This is a genomic window from Staphylococcus sp. GDX7P312P (assembly GCF_008385775.1).
In the GTDB taxonomy this organism is placed as follows: domain Bacteria; phylum Bacillota; class Bacilli; order Staphylococcales; family Staphylococcaceae; genus Staphylococcus; species Staphylococcus haemolyticus.
Genome location: NZ_VUKI01000005.1, coordinates 106,919 through 124,719, shown reverse-complemented (window position 1 = coordinate 124,719; position 17,801 = coordinate 106,919). Strand labels below are relative to the sequence as shown.

Sequence of the window (17,801 nt, the reverse complement as noted above, 5' to 3'; positions counted from 1 at the left end):
TCGCGTTGAATTCTGTTCTACTTTTTTAATTACTTTTAATTGATAGAAAAGTTTGACAATTATGTTACGATATAAATAATTAGGGAGGTAATGGATGGTGATGAAGCGGTTAAGTTATAAGCAACAATGGCTTGGAGATATCTCGCAAAATATAATGGCAGGTATCTTAATGGGTTTAGCACTACTCCCTGTGGCTATAGCTTTCTCATTTATTGTTCATATCAGTCCTACGATAGGGTTAATGAGTTGTGGATTAATGATGTTATTCATTAGCTTTCTTGGAGAACGAATAAGTATGGTGTCTGGACCAAGTAGTGGTATTTCGATAGTAGGTGCACCACTAGTAGAACAATACAATATTCATTACTTAATTATGGCCACACTTATAATGGGCATCATTCTAATTATCTTTGGCATGTGTCACATAGATAAGATCCTTAATCATATTCCAGATACTGTTGTTATTGGCTTTATGAATGCATTGGGCATTCTATTACTTACAACGCAAATAAAATATATTTTTGGTATAACTACTGCGACTTATTTAGTAGCAATCGCTACATTTCTAATAATTTATTTATCTTCAACATTTATTCGATTTATGCCAGCTCCGCTTATAGCTATAATCGTCGTGACTATAGCAAGTTATTTTCTTAAACCGAATGTTCAATTAGTCCACGATTTAGCAGAAATTCGACTTACCTTTCCTAAAATTTCTGTTTATACAGAACTTTTAAACTTACATGCATTAAGTATTATTACTTTATATGCATTAACCATGTCTATTATTTCCGTAGTACAAACAAATCTTACAAATGAAATGATGGATGTAATTACACAAACTCACTCCAATAAAGACCGAGAAGTCATTGGTCAAGGGTTAGCTAATTTGTTTGTCGGGTTATTAGGTGGATATGGTTCAAGCGCCTTAGTAGGTCAATCAAAATTTAATTTTAAAATGGGTGCTACTACGCGATTAGCCACATTCGTTACAGGATTATTTCTTCTCTCATGCGTCGTTATTTTAGGTCCGATTGTAGGTTTTATTCCTATGGCAGTGTTGGCTTCGGTATTAATTACAATATCAATGAATACATTTGATAGACGTACGTTTAAACATTTAAAAGAAGCACCTATAAAGCATAGTATCGTAATGTGCATAACGATTATTTTAATATTAATGTCACACAATTTAGCTATAGGTGTCGTTATAGGCACACTTATTTATTATGTCATTCACTTTATTTTTACAAAGAAAGGAAGACCGTCGCTATGACAACTTACAATGATTATGTTAAATGGAGACGCACATTTCACCAATTTCCTGAAGTATCTCAGAAAGAATATGAAACAACTAAGCGATTAAAACGTATATTACAAACTTTTGATATAAAAATCATAGATTATCCTTTAGAAACAGGGCTTATAGCTGAAATAGGACATGGTGAACCTTGTATTGCTGTTCGTACAGACATAGATGCTTTACCAATTACAGAGCAAGTTGAACATGAATTCACCTCAACAAATGAAGGTGTGATGCATGCGTGTGGTCATGATATTCATATGGCAAGTATTCTAGCCATTGCTACAAATTTAAAAGAACAAGAAGATAAGCTTAAAGGGCGCGTGAAATTTATATTTCAACCTGCAGAAGAAACGGGATATGGTGCCAAAGCGATTGCAGAGACGGATGTATTAGACGATGTTAAAGCGATATTAGGTTTCCATAACTATCCAACTTTAAATATTGGAGAATTTGCAATTAAATCTGGACCAATCACATCGGCAGTAGACCGTTTTGAATTTAAAATTCACGGTAAAGGTGCACATGCTGCTAAACCAGAACAAGGTAATGATCCAGTCATGGTACTTGGTCAATTAATAACAAGTTTACAAACGATTGTAAGTCGAAATCTATCAGCTTTTGATAGTGCTGTAGTAACTATTGGAGAAGTATCGTCTGGGAATACATGGAATGTGATTGCTGACCAAGCATATGTCCAAGGTACAGTGCGCTCATTTAAGCCAGAGGTTCAAAATTATATAGAACAACGATTTAAAGAGATTGCTAAAGGATTAGAGGCATTGTTCAATGTCGATATAGAAGTTATATATACTAAGCTGCCAGGAACGGTTTTTAATGATGCATACTTAACTGAGCAAGCTAAGGAAGCTGCTCAAAAGGTAGGTTATCAAATCATAGAATTAGAGAATCCATATACCATTGGCGAAGATTTTTCTGGTTTACTAGCTAACCATCCAGGGGTATTTGCGTTTATTGGTTCTAATAGTAAATACGATTTACATCATCCAAAGTTTGATCCAGATGAGCGTATACTTGAGAAAGTCCCTGAGTACTTTATAACGTTGATTTATCAATTGCTTGACGACACAGCATTCAATGAATAATCGATGTTTCATTTAAGAGTTTGATTTGTGTAGCTATATTACAATTTTTAAAATGTGATTTAAAAAGCATGATGAATGGGTAAACAGACACTAAACATGTTTTAGGAGATGAGTAAATAATGGGTGCACAAGATCCAAGAACAAAATTTAAAACATCTGATTATGAAAAACAAGAACAAGAACTACCTGGACTTCAATCTGAACTAACACCACAACCTGACTGTGGTGAAACATCGTATGAAGGTCATAACCGATTGTTAGATTATAAAATGCTTGTAACAGGAGGAGACTCAGCAATAGGACGTGCAGCAGCGATTGCATATGCCAAAGAAGGGGCAGACGTTGCAATAAACTATCTTCCAAGTGAAGAACAAGATGCTCAAGAAGTTAAAGCTGTCATTGAAAAAGCAGGACGTAAAGCTGTATTAATACCTGGAGATATTCGTGATGAACAATTTAACTATGATTTAGTTGAACAAGCGTATAAAGAATTAGGTGGTTTAGACAATGTGACATTAGTAGCAGGCCATCAACAGTATCACGATAAATTAGAAGAGTTCGATACACAATCTTTTAAAGAAACGTTTGAAACAAACGTATATCCAGTATTCTGGACAATTCAAAAAGCATTGGATTATTTACAACCTGGTGCGTCAATCACTACAACATCATCCGTTCAAGGTTATAATCCAAATCCATTGATTCATGATTATGCAGCATCAAAAGCAGCGATTATCTCATTAACAAAAAGTTTCTCTGAGCAATTAGGGGAGCAGGGTATTCGCGTTAATTGTGTAGCACCTGGTCCATTTTGGTCTCCACTTCAAATAACAGGTGGTCAACCACAATCAGCGATTCCTCAATTTGGTCAAGACACGCCATTAGGTAGAGCCGGTCAACCTGTAGAGCTTTCAGGCACATATGTATTACTTGCTTCAGAGGATTCAAGTTATACGACTGGTCAAGTTTTTGGCGTCACAGGTGGCATCCAAATCAATTAAATATCTCAGAATATAAATCCAACGCAAGGGTTTCAAAAAAGACTCTTGCGTTTTTGTGTTGAAAGGAGTGGATTACAGTGAAACATATTGATCCTAATCAACTATCAGATATCCAAAATTACAAACTATTAAGTGGTTCAATCATACCAAGGCCAATAGCATTTGTTACATCTTCTGATATCGAAGGACATGTAAATGCTGCGCCATTTAGTTTTTTTAACATAGTTAATAATGCGCCACCTATGATTGCTATTTCGGCACAGAGAGCAGGAGGAAAGCGTAAAGATACTGCAATTAATATAGAAAACGTCCAAACATTTGTTGTGCATGTTACAGATGAAGATAATGTTGAGGAAATTAATAAGACGGCTGCATCTATCAATCCTAAAGATAATGAACTTGATTTAACAGAACTCAACACCATCTCATCTGATGTAATTGATATTCCGGCTATAAAAGAAGCTAAAATTAGATTTGAATGTCAACTTGAAAAAATAATTTTATTAGGCTCTGAAGATGATGGTGCTGATTTAATTATTGGAAAAATTGTTAAGTACCACATACAAGATGATGTGTATTTTGATGATAGTAAAATTGATGCGAAACAATTAAAACCAGTAGCCCGTTTAGCAGGTAATGATTACGCTAAATTAGGTGAGCAATTTACAATTGAGCGTCCAAGTAATTGATAATTTAGACATTAACTATGGTTTTAATATGTAATTTTCATAAAACTTTATTGACGTTATGACAGTAATCTTGTAACTTTAATAATAAAATTATTTTTAAAAAGGAAAGTAGGTTTAGTATGGAGGAACAAAGAAAAGGCAATGCATGGGCGTTACTTCCATTAGTATTATTTATTGCATTGTTTTTAGGTGTAGGTACCATTACAGGTGATTTTACTAATATGCCTTTAAATGTAGCTATCACGATTACTGTTATTGTTGCTTTAATAATGAATAGGAAAGAAACATTTGCTAACAAAGTTGAAGTGTTTACAAAAGGAGCAGGTCATTCCAATATCATTTTAATGGTATTTATATTTATATTGGCTGGAGCTTTCTCAACTACCACTGAAAAAATGGGTGGTGTTGAATCAACAGTAAATCTAGGTTTATCATTGATACCTCAAAATTTAATCATCGTTGGATTATTTGTAATTTGTATGTTTGTGTCAATTTCAATGGGTACCTCTGTAGGTACAGTTGCTGCATTAGCACCTGTTGGATTTGGATTTGCGCAGGCAACTGATATTCCAGCAGCGTTAGCAATGGGTACGGTTGTAGGTGGTGCTATGTTTGGCGATAATTTATCGATGATTTCAGATACTACCATAGCTGCTGTTCGAACTCAAAAAACAAGAATGAAAGATAAATTCAAAGTGAATTTTTGGATTGTACTACCCGGAGCAATATTAACAATTATTGTCTTATTCTTCCTTACTAACGGTATCTCAATAGATCACTCTAAAAGCTATGACTATAATTTAATTAAGGTAATCCCTTATGTACTAGTATTAGTATTAGCGCTTGTAGGGGTAAATGTAATTATTGTGTTAATAGGTGGTACGTTATTATCAGGTGCTATTGGCTTATTTGATGGTTCTTTTGGTTGGAAAGGATTACTAAATGCAGTATCAGAGGGTATTATAGGTATGGAAGACATTGCAATCATAGCAGTGTTAATTGGTGGTTTAGTTGGAATTATTCAACATAATGGTGGAATTGAATGGTTATTAAATTTTGTTCGCTCTAAAGTTACAACTAAACGTGGTGCTGAATTTGGTATTGCTGGTTTAGTGAGCGCAGCTGACATTGCAATAGCTAATAATACAATTTCAATTATTATGTCAGGTCCATTAGCCAAAAATATTGCAGATGAATATGATGTTGATCCACGTAAATCTGCAAGTTTATTAGATATATTTGCAGGGTGCTTTCAAGGCTTTTTACCTTATAGCCCACAAGTGATAGCTGCAGCTGGCGTTGCAAGTATTTCACCATTTAGTGTAATGCCTTACTGCATTTATTCATTTTTATTAGGGATATGCGGTATTATAGCTATTATATTAAGATACCCTCGTGTTAAAGCTAAATCTTAAAGAAAAAACAAATAATAATAGGCTTATAATAAGCATTTTTAATAAGAAAAATTAAAATAATTAAACATTTCAATAGTTCAAAGTTTGGAACTGTATTGAAATGCGTTAAAATAGATATAAGAGTGAAAGTAGGTGAAACAAGTGGCAAAGTATAATGTTGAGAATGAACATGTTGAAATTCATATCGAACGTTTATTAAAATACTCACCAGAATTAGTATATCAAGCTTGGACGGATGCGGACTTATTAAAACAGTGGTTTATGACATCTCAACGTACGAATAAGTCAATTGATATAGATATGACTGAAGGTGGCTCATATCGCATAGTTGATTCACGTAATGGACGACAAAATATTATTCAAGGTACGTATCAAGAACTCGTTGACAATGAGTATATTAAAATGACAATTGGTATGCCTGAATTAAGTGATCAAGAGGATGTCATTGAAGTTGAATTTGAAGAGCGTGAAAACGGCGGCACACAAATGTTTTTCTTTTATCAGTCATTAGTTGAACGTGAACGACGCTTAACAACATTAGAATACAAACAAAAGAAAAAGGAATATCACGATTCTACTGTTCACGGTTTAGAATTGATGTTTGATAAAATGCATCAAATACTTGAACAATATGTAGAAGACAATAATCTATTAAAATAAAAACTTAGGCTTTTGCGTGAATTCACGTTAGCAGTCTAAACTTAGAAATTTGATATCAATATTACCAAATATCTAGTCATTCTTACTAGGGTGGATACCCCAACAAGGAGAGTTTACAAAGACAACCTCATTGTTGGGGTTTTGATGTGTTAATAATTAATCAGTACCGCTATTAAGTTGTGATAAAGATTAACTGAGTTCACCGTTATCTTTACGTTCATTATATTTTCTGAGTAATGTTTCAAAGAAGATATGATAACTAATAAAACTTGAGTAGTCTGTACCATCGTATAAATAGAAAGTATTACTTGATACATAAACGTTATAGCTCGCTTTTTGGGCTAATGAATTATCTTTCATTGTTGTAACTGAGATAAAATATTTTTGGCGTAATTGAAGTAGATTTGTAACGTCTGTGAGTTGGTGACTCTCACCAGATAGAGAAATAATAAAGAATAAATCTTCATCAATAGAACGATTCAGTACCATTTTTAACTCATGAACGTCATGTAACACGATAATATTTTTATGCATCGTTAATAATATTCGCTGAGCTTCGTCCGCAACATTTTTCTGTGCACGACCAGTACCATATAAGTAGACGGTAGACGCGTGGTTAAGTTTATCGGTAATCAAATTATAATCAATACGATCTAAATAGCTAAATGTTGTCTCTATTTCTTGTTTAAAAGCATCCATCGAATCTTTAGGTAGTTGACTTAAATATTCACTTTCAAATTTTAAATAGGATTTAAAGTCACTATAACCATCAAATCCTAACTTTCGTGTGAATCTATGAATGGTAGCGTTAGATGCATGAGTGTATTGTGAAAGTTCGTGTATCTTCAAAGTTTTACATTTATTTACGTGCGTGTTTACAAAGTGTGCAATTTGTAGGTCATTATCATTTAACTTGTCAAAATTGGCATTTACTTTTTCATCTAGTAGCACAAAGACACCTCTTATTCTTCCTGAAAATATTTTCATGTATAGAAAACATAAACTGATTATACAAAATTATTTCAAAATCGGTCAACGTCATTGTATAAGTGTAAGCGTTTACTATAATAGATATTAAGAAAACGCTTTTATATGTACGATATATTTAAGTACAACATAGAAAGATTTGGGGGTTAAATTATGAACGCTATTAAACGTTTTGGGAGTGCAATGATTGTTCCCGTATTAATGTTTGCATTCTTTGGGATAGTATTAGGTTTTGCAACATTATTTAAAAATCCTACCATCATGGGTGGATTAGCAAATGATCATACATTTTGGTTTAAATTTTGGTCTGTAATTGAATCAGGTGGTTGGGTTATCTTCAATCATATGGAAATTGTATTTGTGGTTGGATTGCCTTTATCTCTAGCTAAGAAGGCCCCTGGTCATGCGGCTTTAGCTGCATTGATGGGCTATTTAATGTTTAATACCTTTATCAACGCTATTTTAACGCAATGGCCACATACATTTGGTGCTAATTTAGAAAAAGGTGTAGAAAATGTAACTGGATTAAAAGCGATTGCTGGTATTGAAACTTTAGATACTAATATTTTAGGTGGTATCATTATTTCTGCCATTGTGACATGGATACATAATCGTTTCTATAGTAAAAAATTACCAGAGATGTTAGGTGTATTCCAAGGTTTAACATTTGTTGTAACGATTTCATTCTTTGTTATGTTGCCAATAGCTGCAATTACTTGTGTCGTTTGGCCAACAATACAAAATGGTATTGAATCAATGCAACATTTCATTATCGCATCAGGCTACATCGGTGTTTGGTTGTATCATTTCTTAGAACGCGTGTTAATACCGACTGGTTTACATCACTTCATCTATGCACCAATTGAAGTAGGTCCGGTTGTTGCAAAAGACGGACTTAAAGCAGAGTGGTTTAGACATTTAAATGAATTTGCTGAAAGCAGTAAACCGTTAAAAGAACAATTCCATTACGGTTTCATGTTACAAGGTAACGGTAAAGTGTTTGGTGCTATCGGTATCGCATTAGCAATGTATTCTACAACACCTAAAGCCAATCGTAAAAAAGTTGCTGCGTTATTAGTACCAGCTACATTAACTGCGGTGGTTGTTGGTATTACTGAACCTTTAGAATTTACATTCTTATTTATCGCACCTTACTTATTTGTTATACATGCATTATTAGCAGCGACAATGGATACAATTATGTATGGTTTCGGTGTTGTTGGTAACATGGGCGGTGGATTGCTTGATTTCATCGCGACGAACTGGATTCCATTAGGACAAAATCATTGGCTAACTTATGTAGCTCAAGTTGTTATAGGATTGATCTTCTCAGGTATCTATTTCGTTGTATTCAGATATTTAATCTTGAAATTTGATATTCCATTACCAGGACGTCGAGCTGAAGAAGAAGTTAAATTATTCTCTAAAAAAGATTATAAAGAGAAAAAAGGCGATGGAAGTACTGATAATTCTGGATTCCAACCTAGCAATGAATATGAAGCGAAAGCACATTATTATTTAGAAGGATTAGGCGGAAAAGAAAATATTAAAGACGTTACTAATTGTACAACACGTTTACGTCTAACAGTTAATGATGAAACAAAAGTTGAAGATAGTGGATATTTCACTCATGAACAAATGGCGCACGGATTAGTTAAAAGCGGTAAAAATGTACAAGTCGTTGTTGGAATGACTGTACCCCAAGTACGTGAAGCATTTGAACATTTAGTTTATGATGATAATGATAAAAAATAATTAATCCATATAGTCAGTAAGTGAATTAGTATTTATTCATTTACTGGCTTTTAATATACAATGCTTAATATACTTAGTTAACTTGTCCAACTTAGCTTTATACTGATCACAACACCAGAAACTTTTGTTGGGTGTGATATTGCTTGAACAGAATTAAAAAATAGAGACGATACACTTGAAGAGTATCGTCTCTATTTTTTAATACAATCTCACGAATTTTACTAAGATATATTTGCTTTATGCATCGCACGTGTTTTATAAGATGCTGAAAGAATATCAATATTTCTACATGCAATAGTTTGTAGTAATTTACTAAACGTTTCAGGTGCACAACATACGCTTGCACAGTTGTTATTTAAAGTATATTTAATTTCATAATTATTTGAGAAATAAGTCATAATATCAATGACTTTATCTTTTATGAATGCATCTTGGAGGCCATCAATTGCTAAGTCGAAACGTTTAGAAGCTTGATATGTTTGTTCAGTATCTAATAGCGTATTTAATCGTTTAGGAGATAAAATCTGATAAATTGAAAATTGGTAAAAACTTAAAAAACTAATGAAATATGGAAGTTGTTGCTTAGGTAAGCTAACTTCTAAAACTGGTATATCGTCGTGTTTGATTATTGAATATTGAAATGAATCGCAAAATTTAACGTCTTTACAGACTTTGATTAAATGTTTTCGAGTTGATCTAGATTTTAAACTTACAATGTTGATAATGTAAGTTTCAAATTTGTCTAACAACATGCAATGACCTCCTATATTTATTTAACGTATGTAAAAAGCATTTAGCTTTAATGTTCCCTAATAAAGCACACCGTTCTTTTATACACACTGATTGTATCACTCTTTTTTGATATTATCACTAGGACTTTTGAATGAACTTCGATTTAATTATTTTGTAATACAAACGTAACGATAATTAACATGAAATCAATATGACAATGTTGATCGTTTATTAGTTAAAATGTGTTTGGTAATTTCATTAGTGAAGTGTGAAAATCAAATATTCATATGATAAAATTAGCAATATTGTAGTTATTAAAGGAGCAAACTTATGTATAAAGCTGTAGTATTTGATTTCGACGGTACAATTATAGATACAGAAAAACACCTATACGACATTATTAACAAACATCTTGCCTTTCATGGTGTGAAGCCTGTTTCTCTGGAGTTTTATCGAAGCCATATAGGGGGACACGCTCAAGGGTTACATGATTATATTGAGCAACAGATTGGTTTAGAAAAGAAACAAAAAATATATGATGAGCATAATGATACCAGCCATGAACTCGACATTATTGATACAGTTTCTTCATTAATGAAATATTTGAAACAACGACACATACCTATGGCGATTGCAACAAGTAGTTATAGAGAAGAAATTATGCCTACGATAAATGCGTTGGGTATCAATGAGTATGTCGATGTTATTGTTGGAAGAGAAGATGTCGAAGCGGTTAAACCTGATCCAGAACTTTATCTAACAGCTGTTCAACGTTTAAATTATTCACCAGCCCATTGCTTAGCCATAGAGGATTCAGCTAATGGAGCAACAGGTGCTATGAATGCTGGATTGGATGTAATAATTAATACTAACGAGATGACAGAAGCACAAGATTTTTCGACTATAAATTTTGTAGGTAAAGATTTAAGCTTTGAGGAAATTAAAAATCATTTCTTTGAGCTAAAAAAGGAGTAAACATATGTCGTGGCAAGTTATCCTATTCTTTTTAGCAGGTCCTATTATAATCGGCATAGGAAATCTAGTATTAGGTCCAATATTTAGTAAACATATACCATTTAAAGTTCAAATGCGTTCTTTCTTAGTTGGAACAATGATTTATTTACTTTTAGCTACAATCGGTTATTACTTATTATTACAAGGAAGAATATAGATTACATAGTATAGTTTAAAAAAGAGATGGAAAAGGATAGGAACATTGAATGATGTTCCACTGCCACTCCATCTTTTTTTTAATGACTGAAAATCATATGAGTTTAGTTAATAAATAATTTTAGTATGATTGTAACAACTAATAATACGATTAGGATTAAATCAATACCTACCATAATTGTAAAACGGGTTGATTTCTGTCCTTGCGATTTAGCTTGTTGCATCGCTTTGTAATTCGGCACTAAACTAAGAATAAGTAAGACAATAATTAATATAATTCCTATTGTGACAGACATTAATTTGTACCTCCATTTCGTTTGTCAATCCATTCCCAAATAAAACCGGCTGCTAGGCCAATGATAAGCCCTGCAATAATTCCAATTTCAAGCGTAAAAAAGATTCCACCTATAATTAAGCAAACAATTAAAGAGAGGGGTAACGTAATACCAAATTTAAGTTTGCGTTCATCTGAATTGAAAATCGTAAATATAGCTAAATATAATAAGAAAAATGTTAGAGTTGCGATAATCGTTCTTATTATTAGCGGATTAACTGTATCATGCTTGGCACTGAAATAATTTAATAGGAAGAAGACAATGCCAAATATTATAGAAATTTTAACGCTCTTTTTTAATAATGACCGCATTCAATAATTCTCCTTTTACCTAACAGTAAAAATCTATCAAAAGTATATCACACTCTAAATCGATTTTTGCGAAACACTAAGCAATACATTTCAATCGAACTGATTATATGCAATAGTATAAAATGATTTTTATTTGTAAAAGTGAAATATTCCAATAAAAAATATTGTAAAAAGTAACTCATTTTTATTAATGAAAGCGTTGTAAAATCAACGTTTTTTAAAATTTGAAAAGAGTAATCATAACAGTAATGGAAGCGATTTCAAAAATTTGTAAAATTTATGTTTTAATTTTGTCAAATTATAGTATAATAACTTCATTAAGGTAAAGGAACTTTTAAGGGAAAAGAAGGAAAGCAAAAGAGGGTTTTCTGAAAGAAAAAAGTATTCGAACCTTAGATTTAATAGAGATGGGGTTATTTTAATGGATAACAATGAATTACATAGGGGGCTAAGTGCACGTCAGATTAGAATGATCGCACTTGGCGGTACTATCGGTGTTGGTTTATTTATGGGAGCAACTAGTACAATTAAATGGACTGGTCCATCAGTTATTTTTGCGTACTTAATTGCAGGTATCTTTTTATTCTTAATCATGAGAGCAATGGGAGAAATGATTTATTTAAATCCAACTACTGGATCTTTCGCAACATTTGCAAGTGATTACATTCACCCTGCTGCAGGTTATATGACGGCATGGAGTAATATATTCCAATGGATTGTAGTAGGTATGAGTGAAGTTATTGCAGTCGGTGAATATATGAACTATTGGTTCCCGAACTTACCTCAATGGATTCCTGGTGTGGTTGCAGTACTATTATTACTAGCAGCTAACTTGACTTCAGTAAAAGCATTCGGTGAATTTGAATTCTGGTTTGCAATGATTAAGGTTGTAACGATTGTATTAATGATCATTGCAGGTTTCGGTTTAATCTTCTTCGGTATTGGTAATGGTGGCCATGCGATTGGTATCTCTAATTTATGGTCTCATGGTGGATTTATGCCAAATGGATTTGTAGGTTTCTTCTTTGCATTATCAATTGTTATTGGTTCTTACCAAGGTGTAGAATTAATTGGTATTACTGCTGGTGAAACTAAAGATCCACAGAAAAATATCAAAAGTGCGGTAAATGGTGTTATCTGGCGTATTTTGATTTTCTACATTGGAGCGATTTTCGTAATTGTTTCTATCTATCCTTGGAACCAATTAGGTGAAATCGGAAGCCCATTCGTAGCTACATTTGCAAAAATTGGTATCACTTTTGCAGCAGGATTAATTAACTTCGTTGTATTAACAGCAGCATTATCTGGATGTAACTCAGGTATCTTTAGTGCAAGTCGAATGATTTTTACATTAGCACAAAAAGGTCAAATGCCTAAAATCTTTACAAGAGTAATGAAAAATGGTGTACCATTCTACCCAGTATTAGCCATTGCTTTAGGTATCTTAGTTGGTGCATTATTAAACGTTATTCTTCCTTTATTCATTAAAGGTGCAGATAGTATTTTCGTATATGTTTATAGTGCATCTATTTTACCGGGTATGATTCCTTGGTTTATGATTTTAATTAGTCATATTCGATTCAGAAAATTACATCCTGAAAAAGTTGAAGGACATCCGTTTAAGATGCCTGGCGGTACATTTGCAAGTGCAATTACGATTTTATTCTTATTAGTCGTATTAGTAGGAATGTTATTTAACAAAGAAACAGTTGTTTCTGTAGTGATTGGTATTATCTTCTTAGCTGCGGTAACTGTATACTACTTCGTTCGCGGACATCATAAAAATGATGGATTCCGAAAAGTTAAATAGAATACTAAATAAATCATATTATAAATAATCAACACATTATTCAAACTAAACTAAGGCGCAAAGTACTTAGATTCATGTTTAAAAGAGGTTGAGACAATAACGTTGTCTCAACCTCTTTTTGTGATAGTTATTACTTAATAGCAGAATAACTGTGAATAACTTAGGTTAAAAGAATAATAATAAACTTTGTTCATATTCATTACCTTCTATATGTCTTGAGTTTTTAATAGAAATCTTAATGTTTAAATTCCACATTAGATAGGTATTTTCGATAATTATCAAGAGCCATTTTAGATTGTGTGATGAAGTCTAATGACGATTCATAGTTTAGTGCGATATAACGATAGAAAAGAACATCAATGGTAAACATTTGCGCAAATAAAGAAGTTGTCGCACCCATACGTAATTCATTTTCGTCTGAATGTCCATATGTCAGAACAATGTCAGAATGCTGAGCTACGTGATTATGCTCTGAACTTGAAATTGTAATAATAGGGATATTATAATCCGACACAACTTTAACCATTGCACGAAGTTCACTTTGATCGCCATTATTAGTTATAAATACAACGCAATCTTCTTTATCATGCGTAGACAACATGGTTGTGAATAAATGAGTTTCTTGAACGAGTTGGACATTGAGCCCAATTCGAGATAATTTTTGATATAAATCTGTCGCACAGACATACGATGCACCATAACCAAAGATAAAGATGTTATTTGCACGTTTAAAATGTTGGCATATGTTATCAATCGTTGTGTTATCTGCAAATGTAGAACTTTTTTGAAGTGCTTCTTCTGCACGATGATAAAGTTTCTTTTTTAAAGTATCTACCGATTCATTGTTAAGCAATTCTATCTTATAAGGTGTTTGTTGTTTTGGAAATAACATCGCAAGTTGTGATCTAACTTCATGAAAACTTTGATTGATCAATTTTTGGCTATATCGATTTAACGTTGAAACACTCATTTCAAGTTCTTTAGCAATCTCTTGATTCGACATGCTAATAACTTTATGTGGTGAGTTTAATATAAATCGTGATAATTTCTTTTCATTTTTAGAAAATGAAGCATAATTTTCGTCGATTAAATATAAAATGTTTGTCATCTAATCACCTAGTTTGTTTAAGTTTCTCATTTCTTTAGTCGTACCGAAGAAGTATGTGAAAATAAAGCCAGCTAGGTACGCAGATAATAACCCTATGATGTAACCTAAATATTTTTGATGGGCAATTAACGGTAATAATGAAATACCACTAGGTCCGATAGCAGTGGCACCTATATGACCAATGCCACCTATAACTGCACCACCGATTCCACCACCAAGACATGCTGTGATGAATGGGCGACCTAAAGGCAAGGTAACACCATAAATAAGTGGTTCTCCAATTCCTAAAAATCCGACTGGTAACGCACCCTTAATTGCATTTCTTAAAGTAGTATTGTTTTTACATCTTACCCATAGTGCTAATGCAGCCCCAACCTGACCTGCACCAGCCATAGCGGCAATAGGTAACAAATATGTTGCACCTGACTGATTTATTAATTCAATGTGTATTGGGGTGAAAATATGATGCAATCCTAACATAACTAGTGGTAAGAAAAATGCACCTATAATAAACCCACTAAATATACCACCTACACCAATTACCCAATTCACTACGCCTACTAATCCATCAGAAATAAATCCAGCTATAGGCATAAAGAAGAATATGGTTAGTAATCCTATGATAAGTAATGAAATTGTTGGTGTTACAATAATATCTATAGCATTGGGAACTATTTTATGTAGTTTTTTCTCAATTATACTTAATAACCATACCGCTAAGATCACTCCTATAATGCCACCTTGACCAGCTATTAATGGTTCGCCAGTAAATACATTTTTAATTGGATTATCTTCAGTAATACCTGTTAATAAAGTCGTACCCCCAATGACACCACCTAAACCTGGTGTTGCACCGAATACTTTTGCTGCATTAAAACCAGTGAAAATAGCTAAATAGGCTAACATGCCATCTTTAATGACATTTAATACGGCCACCAGTTGTTTTACCCAATCAGCTGAAATAGTACCAGCAGTTATAAAGTTATTCAATACAGCTGCAATACCACCAATAAGTCCAGCTCCTATAAATGCGGGTATGAGAGGTATAAAAATATTAGCAATAGACTTTAAAATTGTATTCATTTTACTTTGTTTACGCTTTTGTTGGAATTCACGTTTATTTTGTTGTGCTTGATTTTTAATATTTGACGTGTTGCTTCGATGGGGGATATCTTCACCTAATTGAACACCACTTAGCTTTACCATTTCTGCGGATACTTTATTTACCGTTCCAGGTCCGACTACAATTTGAAGTCGCTCATCTTGTACGACTCCGAGCACGCCTTCTATGTTTTTAAGTTTAGGATAATCAACTTGTGTCTCATCGTTAATTTTTAGGCGCACACGTGTCATACAATGGATAATGTTGTCCACATTATCAATGCCACCAACCGCATCTAAGATGTGATGGGCCAATTGTTGTTCCTTATTCATATCGTTGCCTCCTTAAGATTGAATTGCTTTTTTTACAATGCCATTATTATTTACGAGTCTTGATTGAGCATCGCTTTTAGTTGTATTACATAAATTCATAACGATTGCAATTTTAATATCATTGTCGGCTTTTATATAGAGTTCTTGAGCTTCTTTAAAAGTTAAGCCACAAATCTCTTCGATAATATGTATGGAACGTTGTTCAAGTTTATAATTTGTCGCTTTTAAATCGACCATCAAATTATCATAAACTTTACCAACACCAATCATAGTCATTGTTGATATCATATTAAGCACAAGCTTTTGAGCGGTACCTGACTTTAAGCGAGTAGATCCTGCTAATACTTCTGGACCAACATTGACTTCGAGTGCATGGGAAGCGACAGTACTAATGTCACTATTCGTATTGCAAGAGAGAGCAACAGTCAGTGCACTTATTTCATTAGCATATATTAATGCCCCTTTAACATAAGGCGTGCGACCACTTGCTGAAATACCAATAACGACATCTTTTTCATTTAAATGGATTGCTTTCAAATCAGTCATTCCCATTTCATAGTTATCTTCAGCACCTTCAATCGCTTCAGTCATAGCTTGTTGCCCTCCAGCAATTAAGCCAATTACTTCATTAGGATGCGTATTGAAAGTTGGAACACATTCAGCTGCATCTAATACACCTAAACGACCACTTGTACCAGCTCCTATATATATTAGACGTCCACAATCTCGAAAGCGCGTAATTGTTTGTTCGATTACTCTGTTTAACTGGGGTAAAATAGGTTCAATTGCTTTAGCTACTAGTTGATCTTCTTTATTCATTGTTTTTAAAGCTTCTAAAATCGACATCTCATCTAAATGCATTGTTTGTGTGTTTCTGCTTTCAGTAGTTAAATGTTCCATTAGCGTTTCTCCTTTTCAGTAATAAATTCAAATGTGTCACCAGGTTGTATTAAATCAATAACGACTTTATCTTCATCACATATCGTTGCTACATGATTAATCGCCTTATGATTAGGTAAATCTGCTTTAATCACTTGTAGCTCGCCTTCGTAACGTTGATTAAGTGAATTATCAACCGTGACGTCTCCCTTATAGCGATAATGATTGAAGTTATTGGTTGGAGGAATATTTACTTTAGTTAATCTAGAATACTTGGAGCGTATTACATTCTCAGGTGTATCCAAACGAGATGTATGTTGTTTGAAAATGAGTTGTTCATATGATTTATCAAAATAAGATAGACGAAGTTTGAAATGACGGTGATAAATCATCTGCTGTAATGCAACTGCTTCTGCATAGTTGATTGCAGTATCACCAATAAGAATATAATCCAAGTTATATTTTAATAGTGAATGTGCAGATTGAAGTAATGTCATATGTCTATGTTGTTCAATGGTAGGAAGTCCTTTATACAATGGACCTCTCAATGTAGTTCCAGGAATAAAAGCCATAATTGAGGCATGTTCATCATATTTTCTAATGAGGTTATTTCGTTGTTCAAAAAGGTTTAAAGCTAAACCTGTATCAGGTCTGGGATAATAGTTATGACAAAAATAGACTTTTGGTAAGGATTTTTGATTATAAAGTGTATCCAAAATTTCAGTAGTGATAGTACTGGCATTTAGACAACACTGTAAATTATGATGAAACAAATCTGAAATTAAATCATAATTAAAATGATCATCAATTCTAATAACAAAGTCTCCATTAGAAAATTGATCGAAAAAACGATAAACATTCTGATTCAGTAATGATGGATTTATATCAATAATGTAGGTTACCGATTCATCTTTTAGCAATTGGCATAATTCTCCCAAATATGTCAATTTAGTTTGATCGTTTTCCTCAGGTATTTGTAGTGATGTGAAAATAACGTCGTAACCGAGATCAACCATATTTAATATGTATGATTTGTTTAATGGTTGACCTAAATAGACTGAGAAACCTAGCATATGAATCCTCCTAATTACTGTAATCACTTACAA

General features: G+C 33.1%; 18 protein-coding genes. 10 read left to right on the top strand and 8 right to left on the bottom strand.

All coding sequences use genetic code 11. The features are described from left to right. Positions 1-94: 94 nt before the first annotated feature. From F1592_RS02370 to F1592_RS02345, 6 genes are all read left to right on the top strand, one after another. Positions 95-1,276 carry a SulP family inorganic anion transporter gene (locus F1592_RS02370; RefSeq protein ID WP_188294664.1) on the top strand — a complete coding sequence of 394 codons (1,182 nt, stop codon included), beginning with the start codon at positions 95-97 and terminating at the stop codon, positions 1,274-1,276. Next, positions 1,273-2,409 carry an amidohydrolase gene (locus F1592_RS02365; protein WP_053016615.1) on the top strand — a complete coding sequence of 379 codons (1,137 nt, stop codon included), beginning with the start codon at positions 1,273-1,275 and terminating at the stop codon, positions 2,407-2,409. The genes F1592_RS02370 and F1592_RS02365 overlap by 4 nt, the downstream gene beginning before the upstream one ends. A 119-nt stretch (positions 2,410-2,528) precedes the next feature. Next, positions 2,529-3,410 (top strand): SDR family oxidoreductase, encoded by an 882-nt coding sequence (locus tag F1592_RS02360; RefSeq protein WP_037535877.1) that lies wholly within the window; start codon positions 2,529-2,531, stop codon positions 3,408-3,410. Between the two features lie 77 nt (positions 3,411-3,487). Continuing rightward, on the top strand, positions 3,488-4,099 hold the full coding sequence (locus tag F1592_RS02355) for a flavin reductase family protein (protein WP_053016616.1): 612 nt from the start codon (positions 3,488-3,490) through the stop codon (positions 4,097-4,099). 119 nt (positions 4,100-4,218) lie between these two features. Continuing rightward, the gene (locus F1592_RS02350) at positions 4,219-5,514 is read left to right on the top strand and encodes a Na+/H+ antiporter NhaC family protein (protein WP_149809419.1); all 1,296 of its coding nucleotides are present in this window, start codon (positions 4,219-4,221) and stop codon (positions 5,512-5,514) included. 141 nt (positions 5,515-5,655) lie between these two features. After that, positions 5,656-6,174 carry an SRPBCC family protein gene (locus tag F1592_RS02345; RefSeq protein ID WP_053016686.1) on the top strand — a complete coding sequence of 173 codons (519 nt, stop codon included), beginning with the start codon at positions 5,656-5,658 and terminating at the stop codon, positions 6,172-6,174. A 189-nt stretch (positions 6,175-6,363) separates the two neighbouring features. Here F1592_RS02345 and F1592_RS02340 read toward each other — a convergent pair whose 3' ends face one another. Further along, entirely contained in the window at positions 6,364-7,125 is a 762-nt protein-coding gene (locus F1592_RS02340) for a MurR/RpiR family transcriptional regulator (protein ID WP_053016618.1), read from the bottom strand. A 189-nt stretch (positions 7,126-7,314) separates the two neighbouring features. On the opposite strand from F1592_RS02340, the gene F1592_RS02335 reads away from it, so the two are divergent. Next, positions 7,315-8,916, top strand: a complete 1,602-nt coding sequence (locus F1592_RS02335; RefSeq protein WP_053018343.1) for an alpha-glucoside-specific PTS transporter subunit IIBC — start codon at positions 7,315-7,317, stop codon at positions 8,914-8,916. A gap of 221 nt (positions 8,917-9,137) precedes the next feature. Here the strand turns inward: F1592_RS02335 and F1592_RS02330 are convergent, their stop codons facing one another. After that, on the bottom strand, positions 9,138-9,668 hold the full coding sequence (locus F1592_RS02330; RefSeq protein ID WP_053016620.1) for a hypothetical protein: 531 nt from the start codon (positions 9,666-9,668) through the stop codon (positions 9,138-9,140). 310 nt (positions 9,669-9,978) lie between these two features. On the opposite strand from F1592_RS02330, the gene F1592_RS02325 reads away from it, so the two are divergent. Continuing rightward, entirely contained in the window at positions 9,979-10,623 is a 645-nt protein-coding gene (locus F1592_RS02325; protein WP_053016621.1) for an HAD family hydrolase, read from the top strand. A 4-nt stretch (positions 10,624-10,627) separates the two neighbouring features. Further along, positions 10,628-10,819: a hypothetical protein gene (locus F1592_RS02320; RefSeq protein WP_053016622.1), complete on the top strand. Its 192-nt coding sequence runs from the start codon at positions 10,628-10,630 to the stop codon at positions 10,817-10,819. 103 nt (positions 10,820-10,922) lie between these two features. Here F1592_RS02320 and F1592_RS02315 read toward each other — a convergent pair whose 3' ends face one another. Both F1592_RS02315 and F1592_RS02310 read right to left on the bottom strand, forming a co-directional pair. Then, complete coding sequence (locus tag F1592_RS02315; RefSeq protein WP_011275061.1) at positions 10,923-11,114, bottom strand: hypothetical protein; 192 nt, start codon at positions 11,112-11,114, stop codon at positions 10,923-10,925. Continuing rightward, the gene (locus F1592_RS02310; protein WP_053016623.1) at positions 11,114-11,464 is read right to left on the bottom strand and encodes a hypothetical protein; all 351 of its coding nucleotides are present in this window, start codon (positions 11,462-11,464) and stop codon (positions 11,114-11,116) included. The genes F1592_RS02315 and F1592_RS02310 overlap by 1 nt, the downstream gene beginning before the upstream one ends. 421 nt (positions 11,465-11,885) lie before the next feature. Here F1592_RS02310 and F1592_RS02305 point away from each other — a divergent pair, with 421 nt between their 5' ends. After that, positions 11,886-13,274: an amino acid permease gene (locus F1592_RS02305; protein ID WP_037535896.1), complete on the top strand. Its 1,389-nt coding sequence runs from the start codon at positions 11,886-11,888 to the stop codon at positions 13,272-13,274. Positions 13,275-13,509: 235 nt separating this feature from the next. Here F1592_RS02305 and F1592_RS02300 read toward each other — a convergent pair whose 3' ends face one another. Genes F1592_RS02300 through F1592_RS02285 form a run of 4 tightly spaced genes read right to left on the bottom strand, consistent with a single transcriptional unit; the run spans position 13,510 to position 17,768 of the window. Continuing rightward, entirely contained in the window at positions 13,510-14,382 is an 873-nt protein-coding gene (locus tag F1592_RS02300) for a MurR/RpiR family transcriptional regulator (RefSeq protein ID WP_037535899.1), read from the bottom strand. Next, the gene (locus F1592_RS02295; RefSeq protein WP_053018925.1) at positions 14,383-15,816 is read right to left on the bottom strand and encodes a PTS transporter subunit EIIC; all 1,434 of its coding nucleotides are present in this window, start codon (positions 15,814-15,816) and stop codon (positions 14,383-14,385) included. Between the two features lie 12 nt (positions 15,817-15,828). Next, positions 15,829-16,716, bottom strand: coding sequence for an N-acetylmuramic acid 6-phosphate etherase (gene murQ, locus F1592_RS02290; protein ID WP_053016626.1), 888 nt, complete (start codon positions 16,714-16,716; stop codon positions 15,829-15,831). Then, positions 16,716-17,768, bottom strand: coding sequence for a MupG family TIM beta-alpha barrel fold protein (locus F1592_RS02285; RefSeq protein ID WP_037535905.1), 1,053 nt, complete (start codon positions 17,766-17,768; stop codon positions 16,716-16,718). Before F1592_RS02285 ends, murQ begins: the two co-directional genes overlap by 1 nt. Positions 17,769-17,801: the final 33 nt, after the last annotated feature.